Genomic DNA, 16279 nt, shown 5'->3' on the forward strand with positions numbered 1-16279 from the left:
TTGGGTCATTGTAGTCAGCGTGTTCCAGTGCTTCGCGGGGAACTGATGCTATCGAATGTGTTTTGAAAAAGTATCGTTACATAGCGTTCACAGCGCAGAACGATAAAATGGCACAAACCAACAACAATTTTACATTTTCGCGACCGCTTTGGCTGCTTTCTGGGCCGTTTCAATGATATACTGCCAGTCGTTAATTCAAAAATAGTTGATAATTACAACAATCCATTGAATTGAAACGCTTTCCTTCGTAATTCGCAACTGGAACACGCACGCTATGAGTAAACCCATTGTGATGGAACGCGGTGTTAAATACCGCGATGCCGATAAGATGGCCCTTATCCCGGTTAAAAACGTGGCAACAGAGCGCGAAGCCCTGCTGCGCAAGCCGGAATGGATGAAAATCAAGCTTCCCGCGGACTCTACACGTATCCAGGGCATCAAAGCCGCAATGCGCAAAAATGGCCTGCATTCTGTCTGTGAGGAAGCCTCCTGCCCTAACCTGGCAGAATGCTTCAACCACGGCACAGCAACGTTTATGATCCTCGGCGCCATTTGTACGCGCCGTTGTCCGTTCTGTGACGTTGCCCACGGTCGCCCGGTCGCCCCGGATGCCAACGAGCCGGTAAAACTGGCGCAGACCATTGCTGATATGGCGCTGCGTTATGTGGTTATCACCTCCGTTGACCGCGATGACCTGCGCGATGGCGGAGCCCAGCACTTTGCGGATTGCATTACTGCCATCCGGGAAAAAAGCCCGGAAATCAAAATCGAAACTCTGGTGCCGGATTTCCGTGGTCGTATGGATCGCGCGCTGGATATTCTGACCGCCACGCCGCCAGACGTGTTCAACCACAACCTGGAAAACGTACCGCGTATTTACCGTCAGGTACGCCCGGGCGCAGATTACAACTGGTCGCTAAAACTATTGGAACGCTTTAAAGAAGCGCATCCGGAGATCCCAACCAAATCCGGTTTGATGGTGGGGCTGGGTGAAACCAATGAAGAGATTATTGAAGTCATGCGCGATCTGCGCCGCCATGGTGTAACCATGTTGACACTGGGGCAATATCTGCAGCCAAGCCGCCATCACCTGCCGGTACAACGCTACGTTAGCCCGGATGAGTTTGATGAAATGAAGGCCGAAGCGCTGGCGATGGGCTTTACTCATGCTGCATGCGGTCCGTTTGTCCGCTCTTCGTATCACGCCGACTTGCAGGCGAAAGGGATGGAAGTTAAGTAGTCGCGTAATAATTGCTTACATCTGTCTGATAAAAACCCGCTATCTGAAGCGGGTTTTTTTATCGAACAAGATATTGAGGGAGCGTCCTGCTCGCCACGTCACTCTTTATGAGAGAGCTTTTCAGCCTGAATATCAACGTCTGCGCCTTTTTTAGCCGCAGCGTCATCATCATTCATCGCTTTCTTGAACCCTTTAATGGCCGCTCCCAGGTCTCCGCCCAGCGTACGTAACTTCTTAGTCCCAAACAGCAGAACGACCAGCGCCGCAACTACCAGCAGTTTGGTAATACTAATCTCACCCATAGATACCTTCTTGACATAAAACTGGCAACAGAACGCGCCTTAAAAACCAGAGAATATTAACGGTCATTCGACGCGCGCACACAATAGCAATCTGTAACAAGGTGAATCAAGCGCCGAGTAAAAAAACATCATAATAATTGCGGCGGCGCAAAGCGACGGTTGTTTAAGACGGGAAGTTGCGCGCGCACCTGACGCACACGTTCGGGCGTCACTTCCGCCATAATGAGCGCTGGCATTTCTGCCGCTGCCGCAATGGTGACGCCAAAGGGATCTATAATCCGGCTTTGCCCGATATTTTTGTTCCCGCACTCCCCCGCTGCCACCATATAACAGGTGGTATCCAGAGCACGAGCGGCTAGCAAGGTTGACCAGTGGTGCTCTTTGAGTGGCCCGCGAACCCAGGCCGCTGGCAGGATCAGGATTTCCGCGCCCTGTAATGCCAGGGCTAATGCCAACTCTGGAAAGCGTAAATCATAGCAGGTCATCAGCCCCACTTTCATGCCTTCAACCTCCAGTAAAGGGGCTATTTCATCACCTGCATCCACATGGCGCGATTCCTGAATGGCAAACGCATCATAGAGATGCAATTTGGCATAATGGGCGACAATTTTCCCCGCCTGCAGCGCCACCAGCATATTCCACGCGCGCCCAGGGGTTGAGGGAACATGAATCGTCAGAATCGTCGTCATCATGTTACGTTTACTTTCCCGCAGTAAACGTCCGAGGAATTCCCCTTCCAGCAACTGTGCCGATTTAACTGACAAATTCGGGTCAAGATCGTCGCGCGCCAGAAGCGCTTCCGGCAGGACAAACAGCGATACGTCGTTTTCCGCCGCCTGTGCCATTAACGAGGCGCAAATCTCAGCGTTCTTTTCCCATATTGATGTAACAGCAAATTGTCCTGCGGCAACCAGCATTGCCACCTCCTGTCAGAGTTGTAAAATTCGCCAACGACGAATATTCGGCGTTAAACTTATCACTCATACAAATCAAATAGCAGGATTTAGCTGTGTTACAACTCCTTTTAGCAGTTTTTATTGGTGGTGGTACGGGAAGCGTGGCGAGATGGATGTTAAGTATGCGGTTTAACCCACTGCACCAGGCTATTCCACTCGGAACTCTGGCAGCAAACCTGATTGGGGCATTTATCATAGGAATGGGATTTGCCTGGTTTAGCCGCATGACTAATATCGATCCGGTGTGGAAAGTATTAATCACCACTGGTTTTTGTGGCGGGCTAACGACCTTCTCAACATTTTCGGCAGAAGTGGTGTTTTTATTGCAGGAGGGGCGTTTTGGCTGGGCGCTACTGAACGTCTTCGTTAACCTGTTAGGTTCCTTTGCCATGACCGCACTGGCTTTTTGGCTATTTTCAGCATCAACCGCACACTGAAGACCAAAAAAAACCCGCTGAATAAGCGGGTTTTGAATTCTTGCTGACGTATCTTACAGAGCGATTACGTTTGCAGCAGAAGGGCCTTTGGCACCGTTAGTGATTTCGAACTCTACGCGCTGACCTTCAGCAAGAGTTTTAAAACCATTAGTCTGGATTGCAGAGAAGTGTACGAACACATCTTTGCTGCCGTCTTCCGGAGTAATGAAACCGAATCCTTTGGACTCATTAAACCACTTAACGTTACCTTTAATCTTAGACATCAAAATTACCTTTACATGAAAAATAGACACAAATGCTGTGTCGGTTACCAGTACACCAATTGTGGTACGCTTTGTCCAGTGCAACTTTACTAAAAAGTGATAAAAGTCGCGTTATTTTTGATGTTAATTTCATTACATACTGATTTTTAAGGTTTTTATTAAAACATGACTTGTCTAAAACTGAAACCGCATCCAGGCAAAGTAAACATTGCCATTGTTGTAAGTGCCAGGGATATAGGTCATCTGAAAAGTTGCAGGGCCATAGCCCACAGAAGCCAATGGCAGTATCAGCGGAACAGGTATGTAGTTCCAGTTATCACGCGCCGTCACACCAGCGGTGAATCCCAGACCGACATGAAAGTTTTCATCGGCAAGCGGTCGCCAGGTGCTTTCCCAACCGTATCCGGCAATGGGCTCCCATTTATTCCATGAATCCTTAAACGCCATCACGTACAAACCGTGCCAGTTGCCTTTCTCATCCCAACGCGACTGACCAAAACCGCCACCCCACGGTCTTTCGTTGTAGCGATCGGTTTTTTCTTTGTCATAAGCGAAACGTGCATGCCAGGTAATGGCGGGAATATACAGATCATAATGTTCTGGCCGCAGCCAGGTTTCTGCGACATTATCTTTAAATGTCGCAATCCATTGCTCTGCACTAGCAGAAACTTCTTCAATGCTGATTAACTGAATAAAAGTAAAGGAAAATACGGTAACACATTTACTAGCGCCCATTAGCAACCACAGAAAACTTATCAAAAATATATTACCAGCATAGCCAAAGAAAAATAAATACAACCTTAACAAGGCAAACATAAAGAATAATCCGAGTGTCTGAAAAAATTTATTTCATGAAATTTACTAATAAAACCATCGGATTATTCCGGAGACTAAGAAATATTTTCAGCTAAAGAACAACTCATGCAAATAAAAGTTACACCCATAAAAATAATTATCATTCATTTATTTTTCAATTAGATACAATAAACCATCAATAAAGTCATTGTTCGCATTGCCACATGATACGCATACAAGATTATTTTTTGGACGGACAAAACACCATAAATTAATTAACAAAATCGCATCAATTATTCATCAGTTTATAAACATCACCATGTTGTAATTACTCCCCCTAAAATAAATTTTGTTATCCAGGTATAAAAACAACAACATCAATGTCTTAATGACAGCTTTCTTGATTTCAATCAGCATCCGATGTCAATTTATTCGGCATATTTTTTTCTTATTTTAGGACTTTTTTATTATTTATTGTAGATTCTGGAGACAGGAAAGAATATGCAGACATTTATTGAACTCCTTATTGGGGTTGTCGTTATTGTGGGTGTAGCTCGCTACATCATTAAAGGGTATTCCGCCACCGGGGTGCTATTTGTTGGCGGCCTGCTACTGCTGATCATCAGCGCTATAATGGGACACAAAGTTTTACCCTCCAGCCAGACTTCCACTGGCTACAGCGCCACAGATATCGTTGAATACATTAAAATATTACTGATGAGCCGTGGCGGCGATCTCGGCATGATGATCATGATGCTGTGTGGCTTTGCCGCTTATATGACCCACATCGGCGCGAACGATATGGTTGTCAAACTGGCATCAAAACCGCTGCAGTACATTAACTCCCCTTACCTGCTGATGATTGCCGCCTACTTTGTCGCCTGTCTGATGTCACTGGCAGTCTCTTCCGCAACCGGTCTTGGCGTTTTACTGATGGCAACGTTGTTCCCGGTGATGGTGAACGTTGGTATCAGTCGCGGCGCGGCAGCTGCCATTTGTGCCTCACCAGCAGCAATTATTCTCGCACCAACATCTGGTGATGTGGTGCTGGCAGCACAGGCTTCTGAAATGCCGCTGATTGACTTCGCCTTCAAAACAACACTTCCTATCTCAATTGCCGCGATTATCGGCATGGCGATTGCCCACTTTTTCTGGCAACGTTATCTGGACAAAAAAGAGCACATCTCTCATGAAATGTTAGATGTCAGCGAAATCACAACCACCGCGCCCGCGTTTTACGCCATTCTGCCATTTACACCGATCATTGGCGTGCTATTTTTTGACGGCAAATGGGGTCCGCAATTGCACATCATCACCATTCTGGTGATCTGTATGCTGATTGCCTCTGTTCTGGAATTTCTTCGCGGCTTTAATACGCAAAAAGTCTTTTCGGGCCTCGAGGTGGCTTACCGCGGCATGGCTGATGCCTTCGCTAACGTAGTCATGTTATTAGTTGCCGCAGGGGTTTTTGCTCAGGGCCTTAGCACCATCGGCTTTATCCAGAGCCTGATCTCAATCGCCACCTCGTTCGGTTCGGCGAGCATTATCCTGATGCTGGTGCTGGTTATCCTGACAATGCTGGCAGCAGTCACCACGGGTTCCGGCAATGCGCCATTCTATGCCTTTGTTGAGATGATCCCGAAACTGGCACACTCTTCCGGCATTAACCCAGCGTACCTGACAATCCCGATGCTGCAGGCGTCAAACCTGGGGCGCACGCTTTCGCCAGTCTCTGGCGTGGTGGTTGCCGTTGCGGGGATGGCTAAAATATCACCTTTTGAAGTGGTTAAACGCACCTCGGTGCCGGTGCTTGTTGGGCTGGTGATTGTCATTGTGGCTACAGAGTTGATGGTGCCCGGTACGACCGCCGCGGTTGCTGGTAAGTAATTTCCCAGGCCGGAGGAGCGCATCCTCCGGCACCCTCTTCATCCGCTGTGGTAAATGCGCTGCGGCCGACCGACTTTGCCGTGAACAATCTCGGCGATGATCAGATGTCGGCTGGCACAATATTCAAGATAACGTCTCGCGGTGGTGCGGCTTATGGTCAAAGCCTGCGCTACTGTCTCAGCCGTATGTTGCACACCTGGCTCCTTGAACAGTTTTCTCACTGCGTTTAGCGTCAACGCGTCAATGCCAGTTGGCAGCTCATCCTTTGGTTCACCGCGAGCGTAAGCGTTGAACATCTCATCAATTTGCTTCTGACTGGCGCTATCAATACTTTCCAGCATGTGTCTACGCTGGCGATAACGAGTTAATGTCTGCCCCAGACGCTCATAAGCGATTGGTTTGATTAAATAATCAAACACACCGCAACGCACAGCCTCAGATACCGTTTCCATATCGCTGGCGGCAGTGGTAAACACCACATCGCCGGGGTAATGCGTCTGCACCAACTCATGCAACAAATTAATGCCCCTACCATCAGGAAGATAGTTATCCAGCAAGATAAGCCCCGGCTTAAAACGCTCAATCATCATTCGGGCCTGCGCCAGGTTTCCCGCCAGCAATATCTGACTGAAGCCGGGAATGTGACGAATATATTCCGCATGCATTTCTGCCAACGGTGTTTCGTCCTCAACGATCAATAGGGTTAATGGAGCTGTCATCAGGTTTCACTTTCGGAATATAGATTGAAAATAAAGTACCGCAGGGATCATTCTCTTCGAGAGTGATAACTCCACCGCAGCGCGTTACATAGCTGGCAATAAGATACAACCCAATGCCATGCTCACCGGGTTCATCAGCACGCGTACTGACGCCCTGCTCAAATATTTTGTCGCGAAGAGACTCTGGAATGCCGCAGCCCTGATCGGCCACTTCGATTACCACGTCGTCGCCTTCATCGCTCAGGTATAATTCGACTGTCTTATTCCCTTTATCACTATGCAGACTGGCTTCGAAGGCATTATCGAGTAAGTTGCCCACAATCGCCGCAAATTCAGTGCTGTCCAGCCCTTGCGGCAGTTGTGAAAGTTGGCTGCCTGGAACAATTGTCATTTTTAGCCCCAGCTCCCGGGCGCGCTGCACTTTACCAAAAAGAAGCCCCGCCACCTGGCGGTCGGCAAATGCTTCACGCAGACTATCAATAAGTTGCTGCTGAGCCTGGGACTCCCCCTGAACCATCGCCAGCACACGATCATACTCTTTCATCTGCAACAGACCATTGAGCGTAGACATCCAATTGAGATGTTCATGACGTAGTGTGCGCAGGCTTTCGACATATTGTTTAATTTGCGTCAGTTGCGCATTAAGGGTAGATATTTCGTCTTTACTACGAAAACTAATAATTGCACCTAGCAAATCATCACCAGAACGAATAGCTTCGCGGTTAGCAATAACGCTCAGACCATTAAAATTCGCCACCACATCCTGACGTTTTTCATCAATTTGTTCGGTAAAAAATCAGCCGGTCTAACAACCTCTGCAATAGGTCTGCCCAGCCACTGCCGTCCGGGGGAACTCAGCCCCAACATTTTTCTTGCGTTGCGGTTGATGGCAGTAATATGCCCATACGGGTCCACCGCAATCAGCCCTTCATAAACCGAACTAAAAAGCGCCTCTTGCTGGCGGACCACGCGCGCAATCTGCTTTGGTTCCATCCCCATCATCTGGCGGCGGATATGCGCAGCTAAGAACCACGACAGCAGCATCAGAATGCCTAACAGCACGACAAACACGCCCACCATCGGTAATAAAAACTCAGCCCGCCAGCTATCGATTTTACTTACCAGATACCCCACCGACACCACGCCGATGACTTTGCCATCGTCATCAAAGATCGGCGTTTTGGCGCGCATTGCCATACCTATCGACCCTTTGCCGGTGATGAAGTAACTCTCCCCTCTTTCCAGCGCTCCCGGTTTGGTAAACTGCATGGGGTAGCCAATCTTTTCCGGATTAGGATGGTAAAGGCGGATCGAATCCCGGTCACCAATCACCACATAATCGAAGTCGGTATCTCTTTGCAATTTGTTGGCAATAGTAGCCAGTCGTTTGTAGTCACGCGTTTTCACTGCAGTGATGATACTGTCATTGGAGGCAATAATTTTCGCTTGATTCATTGCCATATCACGAACATGAAGCGTTAAATAGTCCTCAAAGCTGGCGGTAAAATATTGCGCCAGCGCAGCGATGACAAATATCGAGAACACCAAAATCAGCAAAAAAATACGCAGCGGGAACGCCAGTCGTTGGAAAAAAGCAAACTGTTTATTCTCATTAAGCTGCAACATTGTTTTCCTTGCGGGGTAAGCCCTGTTTTTTGGCGGATGTAATTAAAATGTTGAATCTCGATTTATAAATATCAAATATGATCGTGACAAATTTCATTCATTAAATCAATTAAATCAATTAAACCTATGGGTCAATTCGTAATTACATTAATTAAAAAACTTAAAACCATTAAATAAATAAAAAACCACTAACTCTATGTGAAATAAATCAAAATTTCACGATGCAATACTCCTTAGGATGTATGGCGAAAGGAGAAACAGAAATACCTCACTCACAGCCCTTTCTCTCAACTGAAAATAAAAGGTTATCAATTTGCTACATCGAACAACATTTGTTGCAACCCGATAACAACATACACCTTCAGGATACTATTTATTATGTTCGGCAATGATATTTTCACCCGGGTAAAACGTTCAGAAAATAAAAAGATGGCGGAAATTACCCACTTTCTGCATGAAAATGATTTGAGTGTTGACACCACGGTCGAGGTATTTATTACCGTAACCCGTAACGACCGCCTTATTGCCTGCGGCGGAATTGCCGGAAATATCATTAAGTGCGTCGCTATTAGTGAATCAGTTCGCGGTGAAGGACTGGCGCTGACATTAGCCACCGAACTGATAAACCTCGCCTATGAACGGCACAGCACGCATCTGTTTATTTATACCAAAACCGAATACGAGGCGCTGTTCCGTCAGTGCGGTTTCTACACGTTAACCAGCGTACCTGGCGTGATGGTGTTGATGGAAAATAGCGCCACACGTCTGAAACGCTATGCCGAATCGCTGAAGAAATTCCGTCATGAAGGGAAGAAGATTGGCTGTATCGTCATGAACGCCAATCCCTTTACTAACGGCCACCGTTATCTGATTCAACAAGCTGCGGCACAGTGCGACTGGCTGCATCTGTTTTTAGTCAAAGAAGATTCTTCACGCTTTCCCTATGACGACCGGTTAGATCTGGTGTTAAAAGGCACTACCGATATTCCGCGTCTGACCGTGCATCGCGGCTCCGAGTACATCATCTCCCGCGCCACGTTCCCCTGCTACTTCATTAAAGAACAGAGCGTCATCAACCATTGTTACACCGAAATTGACCTGAAAATTTTCCGTCAGTACCTCGCGCCCGCGCTGGGCGTTACTCACCGCTTTGTTGGTACTGAACCCATTTGTCGCGTGACCGCCCAGTACAACCAGGATATGCGCTACTGGCTGGAAACACCGACCATCTCCGCACCGCCCATCGAACTGGTTGAAATTGAGCGACTGCGTTACCAGGAACTGCCGATATCCGCTTCCCGGGTACGTCAACTGCTGGTGAAAAACGATCTCACGGCTATCGCGCCACTGGTCCCGGCACCCACTCTGCATTACTTGCAGAATCTGCTTGAACACGCCCGCCAGGACGCGGCAGTTCGTCAAAAGACCCCCGCATAAGAAACAGGTGAAAAATGAAAATAAACCAGCCCGCCGTTGCAGGCACCCTTGAGTCTGGGGATGTGATGATACGCATCGCCCCACTCGATACGCAGGATATCGACCTGCAAATCAACAGCAGCGTTGAGAAACAGTTTGGCGATGCGATTCGCACCACCATTCTGGACGTTCTCGCCCGCTATAACGTGCGCGGCGTACAGCTGAATGTCGATGACAAAGGCGCACTGGACTGCATTTTACGTGCACGACTGGAAGCCTTGCTGGCGCGCGCCAGCGGTATCCCGGCGCTGCCATGGGAGGATTGCCAATGATTTCCGCTTCGCTGCAACAACGTAAAACTCGCACCCGCCGCAGCATGCTGTTTGTGCCTGGTGCCAATGCCGCGATGGTCAGCAACTCCTTCATCTACCCAGCTGATGCTCTGATGTTCGACCTCGAAGACTCCGTGGCGCTGCGTGAAAAAGACACCGCACGTCGTATGGTCTACCACGCGCTGCAACATCCGCTGTATCGCGATATTGAAACCATCGTACGTGTGAATGCGCTGGATTCTGAATGGGGCGTTAACGACCTGGAAGCCGTCGTTCGCGGTGGCGCAGACGTTGTGCGTCTGCCGAAAACCGATACCGCTCAGGACGTTCTGGATATCGAAAAAGAGATCCTGCGTATCGAAAAAGCCTGCGGTCGCGAACCCGGCAGCACGGGGCTGCTGGCGGCGATTGAATCTCCGCTGGGCATTACCCGCGCGGTGGAAATCGCTCACGCTTCCGAGCGTTTGATCGGTATCGCCCTCGGTGCAGAAGACTACGTGCGCAACCTGCGTACAGAACGCTCCCCGGAAGGAACTGAACTGCTGTTCGCACGCTGCTCTATTTTGCAGGCCGCGCGCTCTGCGGGTATTCAGGCGTTCGATACCGTCTATTCCGACGCCAACAACGAAGCCGGATTCCTGCAAGAAGCCGCCCACATCAAACAGCTGGGCTTTGACGGCAAATCGCTGATCAACCCGCGTCAGATTGATCTGCTGCACAACCTCTACGCTCCAACCCAGAAAGAAGTGGATCACGCACGCCGCGTCGTAGAAGCCGCTGAAGCCGCCGCTCGCGAAGGCCTTGGCGTCGTTTCCCTGAACGGCAAGATGGTTGACGGTCCGGTTATCGATCGCGCCCGTCTGGTGCTCTCCCGTGCAGAACTTTCCGGCATCCGCGAAGAATAAGGCAATCAAAATGACGCAGAAAATTGAACAATCTCAACGACAAGAACGGGTAGCAGCCTGGAATCGTCACGCTGAATGCGATCTTGCCGCTTTCCAGAACTCGCCGAAACAAACCTATCAGGCTGAAAAAGCGCGCGATCGCAAACTGTGCGCCAACCTGGAAGAAGCCATTCGTCGTTCTGGTTTACAGGACGGCATGACTGTTTCCTTCCATCACGCTTTCCGTGGCGGTGACCTGACCGTCAATATGGTGATGGACGTCATCGCGAAGATGGGCTTTAAAAACCTGACCCTGGCGTCCAGTTCCCTGAGTGATTGCCATGCGCCGCTGGTAGAACACATTCGCCAGGGCGTGGTTACCCGCATTTATACCTCCGGCTTACGCGGTCCACTGGCAGAAGAAATCTCCCGTGGCCTGCTGGCTGAACCGGTGCAAATCCACTCCCACGGCGGTCGCGTGCATCTGGTACAGAGCGGCGAACTGAACATCGACGTTGCTTTCCTCGGCGTCCCGTCCTGTGATGAATTCGGTAATGCCAACGGCTACACCGGAAAAGCCTGCTGCGGTTCTCTCGGTTATGCAATGGTTGATGCCGACAACGCAAAACAGGTGGTGATGCTCACCGAAGAACTGCTGCCTTATCCGCATAACCCGGCGAGCATTGAACAGGATCAGGTTGATCTGATCGTCAAAGTTGATCGTGTCGGCGATGCCGCAAAAATCGGCGCTGGCGCAACCCGTATGACCACTAACCCGCGCGAACTGCTGATTGCCCGCAGCGCTGCGGATGTGATTGTCAACTCTGGCTACTTCAAAGAAGGTTTCTCCCTGCAGACCGGCACCGGCGGCGCTTCGCTTGCGGTAACCCGTTTCCTGGAAGACAAAATGCGTAGCCGCGATATTCGCGCCGACTTCGCCCTCGGTGGCATTACCGCAACGATGGTTGATCTGCACGAAAAAGGTCTGATCCGCAAACTGCTGGATGTGCAGAGCTTTGACAGCCACGCTGCGCAATCGCTGGCCCGTAACCCCAATCACATCGAAATCAGTGCCAACCAGTACGCTAACTGGGGCTCTAAAGGCGCATCGGTTGATCGTCTCGACGTGGTGGTACTGAGCGCGCTGGAAATTGATACCCAGTTCAACGTCAACGTGCTGACCGGCTCTGATGGCGTGCTGCGTGGCGCTTCCGGCGGTCACTGCGATACCGCAATTGCCTCTGCGCTTTCCATCATTGTTGCGCCGCTGGTGCGCGGTCGTATCCCGACTCTGGTGGATAACGTGCTGACCTGCATTACCCCAGGGGCCAGCGTCGATATTCTGGTCACCGACCACGGCATCGCTGTTAACCCGGCACGTCCGGAACTGGCAGAACGTCTGCAGGAAGCAGGCATTAAAGTGGTTTCCATTGAGTGGCTGCGCGAACGTGCGCGTCTGCTGACCGGTGAACCACAGCCGATTGAATTCACCGACCGCGTCGTTGCCGTCGTGCGCTACCGCGATGGCTCGGTGATTGACGTTGTGCATCAGGTGAAGGAATAAGCCATGCACCTGCTTCCTGAACTCGCCAGCCACCATGCGGTGTCAATTCCCGAGCTGCTCGTCAGCCGGGATGAAAGGCAAGCACGGCAACACGCCTGGCTCAAGCGCCATCCTGTTCCACTGGTCTCCTTTACCGTGGTTGCGCCGGGTCCGATTAAAGACAGCGAGGTCACACGCCGAATTTTTAATCATGGCGTGACAGCCTTGCGTGCCTTAGCCGCAAAACAGGGCTGGCAAATTCAGGAGCAGGCTGCACTGGTTTCCGCCAGCGGGCCGGAGGGCATGTTGAGCATTGCCGCTCCAGCTCGCGACCTCAAGCTCGCCACCATTGAGCTTGAACATAGCCATCCTCTCGGGCGTTTATGGGATATCGATGTCCTGACGCCCGAAGGCGAAATTCTCTCCCGCCGCGATTATTCGCTGCCGCCTCGCCGCTGCCTGCTGTGCGAGCAAAGCGCAGCCGTCTGCGCGCGCGGGAAAACCCACCAACTGACCGATTTACTCAACCGCATGGAGGCGCTGCTGAACGATGTCGATGCCTGCAACGTCAACTAAAACCACAAAGCTTGCGACGTCATTAATCGATGAATATGCCCTGCTGGGCTGGCGCGCCATGCTGACTGAAGTCAATCTGTCACCGAAACCAGGCCTCGTGGATCGCATTAACTGCGGTGCGCACAAAGATATGGCGCTGGAAGATTTCCACCGTAGCGCACTGGCGATCCAGGCCTGGTTACCCCGTTTTATCGAATTTGGTGCCTGTAGTGCAGAAATGGCCCCCGAAGCAGTACTCCACGGATTACGCCCAATTGGTATGGCCTGTGAAGGCGATATGTTCCGCGCCACTGCGGGCGTAAACACCCATAAAGGCAGCATTTTTTCTTTAGGGCTACTGTGCGCGGCGATTGGCCGTTTGCTTCAGCTCAACCAGCCGGTAACGCCCACAACCGTTTGTTCTACGGCGGCAAGTTTCTGCCGTGGTCTGACCGATCGCGAACTGCGTACCAATAATCAACAACTGACCGCAGGTCAACGGTTGTACCAGCAACTAGGCCTTACCGGCGCGCGCGGTGAAGCCGAAGCAGGTTATCCACTGGTGATCAACCACGCACTTCCGCATTACCTCACTCTGTTGGATCAGGGGCTAGATCCTGAACTGGCATTGCTCGATACCTTGCTCCTACTGATGGCTACCAACGGCGATACCAACGTTGCATCGCGCGGCGGCGAGGGGGGCCTGCGCTGGCTACAGCGCGAGGCGCAAACACTATTGCAAAAAGGGGGCATCCGAACCCCCGCCGATCTCGATTATCTCCGGCAGTTCGACAGGGAGTGTATCGAACGAAATCTCAGTCCAGGCGGCAGTGCCGACCTGCTGATCCTTACCTGGTTTTTAGCACAGATTTAATTATTTAAGCACTTGATAAATTTGGAAATATTAATTTTCGGAGAACCCGTATGTCTTTAGCAAAAGATAATATATGGAAACTATTGGCCCCACTGGTGGTGATGGGTGTCATGTTTCTTATCCCTGTACCTGACGGTATGCCGCCGCAGGCATGGCATTACTTCGCTGTGTTTGTGGCAATGATTGTCGGCATGATCCTCGAGCCAATCCCGGCAACAGCGATCAGTTTTATTGCAGTAACCATTTGCGTTATTGGCAGTAATTACCTGCTCTTTGATGCCAAAGAATTAGCTGACCCAGCGTTTAATGCGCAAAAACAGGCGCTGAAATGGGGGCTGGCTGGTTTTTCCAGCACCACAGTCTGGCTGGTATTTGGCGCATTTATTTTTGCATTAGGGTATGAAGTTTCCGGGTTAGGTCGTCGCATTGCCCTTTTCCTGGTGAAATTCATGGGCAAACGCACGCTGACGTTGGGTTATGCGATTGTCATTATCGACATTCTGCTGGCACCGTTTACACCGTCCAACACCGCGCGTACCGGGGGTACAGTTTTTCCGGTCATTAAAAACCTGCCGCCGCTATTTAAATCATTCCCGAACGATCCGTCCGCGCGTCGTATTGGCGGCTATTTGATGTGGATGATGGTCATTAGTACCAGTCTTAGCTCCTCTATGTTTGTCACTGGTGCAGCACCAAACGTGCTGGGTCTGGAGTTCGTCAGCAAAATTGCCGGTATCCAGATTAGCTGGTTACAGTGGTTCCTCTGCTTCCTGCCGGTTGGGGTTATCTTGCTTATCATTGCGCCGTGGCTTTCCTACGTGCTGTACAAACCGGAAATCACACACAGTGAAGAAGTGGCAACCTGGGCGGGTGATGAACTAAAAACCATGGGGGCGCTGACACGCAGAGAGTGGACGCTGATTGGCCTTGTATTACTCAGCTTAGGTTTATGGGTATTTGGCAGCGAAGTGATTAACGCCACTGCGGTTGGTCTGCTGGCAGTTTCGCTGATGCTGGCGCTGCACGTTGTGCCGTGGAAAGACATTACCCGCTATAACAGCGCATGGAACACGCTGGTTAACCTGGCAACGCTGGTCGTCATGGCTAATGGCCTGACTCGTTCCGGATTTATCGACTGGTTCGCCAGCACCATGAGTACGCATCTGGAAGGTTTTTCGCCAAATGCGACGGTTATCGTCCTCGTGCTGGTGTTCTATTTTGCTCATTACCTGTTTGCCAGTCTGTCTGCGCACACTGCAACCATGCTGCCGGTCATTCTGGCGGTCGGTAAAGGTATTCCGGGCGTACCGATGGAACAACTGTGTATTCTGCTGGTGCTGTCTATCGGTATCATGGGCTGTCTGACCCCATATGCTACTGGCCCTGGTGTGATTATTTACGGCTGCGGCTATGTGAAATCAAAAGATTACTGGCGTCTTGGGGCTATCTTCGGGGTGATTTATATTGCCATGCTGCTTCTGGTAGGCTGGCCGATTCTCGCCATGTGGAACTAATACCTTCGCCAAACGCTGAATAAATCACCGCGCCCGCCAGGTTAGCCAACCTGGCGGGCTTTTTTATGATTTAATAGATAGTATTCAGTGCATGTATGAGTTCCACACCCACTATGAAAACATTCTGGCGTAACGCCGCTTTACTGGCGGCTTCTCTGCTCCCCTTATCTTCTGTCAACGCCGCTGCATTACAGGCAAAACAGTATGGCGATTTTGATCGTTACGTTTTAGCTCTTTCCTGGCAAACCGGGTTTTGCCAGAGTCAGCACGATCGAAATCGTAACGAACGCGATGAGTGTCGACTGCAAACCGAAACGAGCAACAAAGCTGATTTTCTGACCGTTCATGGCCTGTGGCCGGGATTGCCTAAATCGGTTGCTGCGCGTGGCGTTGATGAACGCCGATGGATGCGCTTCGGCTGCGCCACTCGCCCAGTCCCAAACCTGCCGGAAGCTCGCGCCAGCCGGATGTGTTCTTCACCGGAAACAGGGTTATCGCTGGAAACAGCAGCTAAATTGAGTGAAGTTATGCCAGGCGCAGGTGGTCGTTCCTGTCTGGAACGTTATGAATACGCGAAACACGGCGCCTGCTTTGGTTTTGATCCGGACGCTTACTTCGGTACGATGGTACGTCTGAATCAAGAGATCAAAGAAAGCACAGCCGGAAAATTCCTTGCGGATAACTACGGTAAAACCGTGAGCCGCAGTGACTTTGACGCCGCCTTTGCCAAAAGCTGGGGGAAAGAGAACGTCAAAGCAGTCAAGTTAACCTGCCAGGGTAATCCGGCATATTTGACTGAAATCCAGATTTCAATCAAAGCTGACGCCATCAATGCGCCGCTTTCTGCAAACTCATTCTTGCCACAACCACACCCAGGCAACTGTGGCAAAAACTTTGTGATTGATAAAGCAGGTTATTGAGATCCAGCGCAGCGGA

Annotated in this window: 16 protein-coding genes and 1 pseudogene; 11 read left to right on the plus strand and 6 right to left on the minus strand. The window is 50.5% G+C overall.

Annotated elements, in window-relative coordinates; genetic code table 11:
- Window positions 1-274 precede the first annotated feature (274 nt).
- Window positions 275-1240, plus strand: a complete 966-nt coding sequence (gene lipA / locus AACU94_RS14315; RefSeq protein WP_000042625.1) for a lipoyl synthase — start codon at window positions 275-277, stop codon at window positions 1238-1240.
- A gap of 98 nt (window positions 1241-1338) precedes the next feature.
- Here lipA and tatE read toward each other — a convergent pair whose 3' ends face one another.
- Both tatE and AACU94_RS14325 read right to left on the minus strand, forming a co-directional pair.
- Window positions 1339-1542 (minus strand): twin-arginine translocase subunit TatE, encoded by a 204-nt coding sequence (gene tatE, locus AACU94_RS14320; protein ID WP_064528973.1) that lies wholly within the window; start codon window positions 1540-1542, stop codon window positions 1339-1341.
- A 128-nt stretch (window positions 1543-1670) separates the two neighbouring features.
- Window positions 1671-2459 carry a deaminated glutathione amidase gene (locus AACU94_RS14325; protein WP_130258607.1) on the minus strand — a complete coding sequence of 263 codons (789 nt, stop codon included), beginning with the start codon at window positions 2457-2459 and terminating at the stop codon, window positions 1671-1673.
- Window positions 2460-2551: 92 nt separating this feature from the next.
- On the opposite strand from AACU94_RS14325, the gene crcB reads away from it, so the two are divergent.
- Window positions 2552-2935 (plus strand): fluoride efflux transporter CrcB, encoded by a 384-nt coding sequence (gene crcB, locus AACU94_RS14330; RefSeq protein ID WP_130206475.1) that lies wholly within the window; start codon window positions 2552-2554, stop codon window positions 2933-2935.
- A gap of 53 nt (window positions 2936-2988) precedes the next feature.
- Here the strand turns inward: crcB and cspE are convergent, their stop codons facing one another.
- Window positions 2989-3198: a transcription antiterminator/RNA stability regulator CspE gene (cspE, locus tag AACU94_RS14335; RefSeq protein WP_000034825.1), complete on the minus strand. Its 210-nt coding sequence runs from the start codon at window positions 3196-3198 to the stop codon at window positions 2989-2991.
- A 174-nt stretch (window positions 3199-3372) separates the two neighbouring features.
- Window positions 3373-3933 (minus strand): lipid IV(A) palmitoyltransferase PagP, encoded by a 561-nt coding sequence (pagP, locus tag AACU94_RS14340; protein ID WP_135384841.1) that lies wholly within the window; start codon window positions 3931-3933, stop codon window positions 3373-3375.
- A 561-nt stretch (window positions 3934-4494) separates the two neighbouring features.
- Here pagP and dcuC point away from each other — a divergent pair.
- Entirely contained in the window at window positions 4495-5880 is a 1386-nt protein-coding gene (gene dcuC / locus AACU94_RS14345; protein ID WP_130206471.1) for an anaerobic C4-dicarboxylate transporter DcuC, read from the plus strand.
- A gap of 38 nt (window positions 5881-5918) precedes the next feature.
- Here dcuC and dpiA read toward each other — a convergent pair whose 3' ends face one another.
- Window positions 5919-6599 carry a two-component response regulator DpiA gene (dpiA, locus tag AACU94_RS14350; protein ID WP_130206469.1) on the minus strand — a complete coding sequence of 227 codons (681 nt, stop codon included), beginning with the start codon at window positions 6597-6599 and terminating at the stop codon, window positions 5919-5921.
- Window positions 6568-8225: pseudogene (gene dpiB / locus AACU94_RS14355) on the minus strand (sensor histidine kinase DpiB). Before dpiB ends, dpiA begins: the two are co-directional and overlap by 32 nt.
- 378 nt (window positions 8226-8603) lie before the next feature.
- On the opposite strand from dpiB, the gene citC reads away from it, so the two are divergent.
- The 8 genes from citC (at window position 8604) to rna (ending at window position 16263) form a co-directional block, all read left to right on the plus strand.
- Window positions 8604-9662 carry a [citrate (pro-3S)-lyase] ligase gene (gene citC / locus AACU94_RS14360; protein ID WP_135489640.1) on the plus strand — a complete coding sequence of 353 codons (1059 nt, stop codon included), beginning with the start codon at window positions 8604-8606 and terminating at the stop codon, window positions 9660-9662.
- 14 nt (window positions 9663-9676) lie between these two features.
- A complete protein-coding gene (citD, locus tag AACU94_RS14365; RefSeq protein WP_000700703.1) occupies window positions 9677-9973 on the plus strand; it encodes a citrate lyase acyl carrier protein in 297 nt (98 codons plus the stop codon).
- Window positions 9970-10878 carry a citrate (pro-3S)-lyase subunit beta gene (gene citE / locus AACU94_RS14370; protein ID WP_000622357.1) on the plus strand — a complete coding sequence of 303 codons (909 nt, stop codon included), beginning with the start codon at window positions 9970-9972 and terminating at the stop codon, window positions 10876-10878. The genes citD and citE overlap by 4 nt, the downstream gene beginning before the upstream one ends.
- A gap of 10 nt (window positions 10879-10888) precedes the next feature.
- Window positions 10889-12421 (plus strand): citrate lyase subunit alpha, encoded by a 1533-nt coding sequence (gene citF / locus AACU94_RS14375; RefSeq protein WP_135489641.1) that lies wholly within the window; start codon window positions 10889-10891, stop codon window positions 12419-12421.
- A gap of 3 nt (window positions 12422-12424) precedes the next feature.
- Window positions 12425-12976, plus strand: coding sequence for a citrate lyase holo-[acyl-carrier protein] synthase (citX, locus tag AACU94_RS14380; protein ID WP_000550408.1), 552 nt, complete (start codon window positions 12425-12427; stop codon window positions 12974-12976).
- Complete coding sequence (gene citG / locus AACU94_RS14385; protein ID WP_130222588.1) at window positions 12951-13829, plus strand: triphosphoribosyl-dephospho-CoA synthase CitG; 879 nt, start codon at window positions 12951-12953, stop codon at window positions 13827-13829. The genes citX and citG overlap by 26 nt, the downstream gene beginning before the upstream one ends.
- Window positions 13830-13879: 50 nt before the next feature.
- On the plus strand, window positions 13880-15343 hold the full coding sequence (gene citT, locus AACU94_RS14390; RefSeq protein WP_130206459.1) for a citrate/succinate antiporter CitT: 1464 nt from the start codon (window positions 13880-13882) through the stop codon (window positions 15341-15343).
- Window positions 15344-15456: 113 nt separating this feature from the next.
- The gene (gene rna / locus AACU94_RS14395) at window positions 15457-16263 is read left to right on the plus strand and encodes a ribonuclease I (protein ID WP_130219419.1); all 807 of its coding nucleotides are present in this window, start codon (window positions 15457-15459) and stop codon (window positions 16261-16263) included.
- The last annotated feature ends 16 nt before the right edge of the window (window positions 16264-16279 follow it).

The organism is Escherichia sp. E4702 (assembly GCF_963883545.1).
Classification (GTDB): domain Bacteria; phylum Pseudomonadota; class Gammaproteobacteria; order Enterobacterales; family Enterobacteriaceae; genus Escherichia.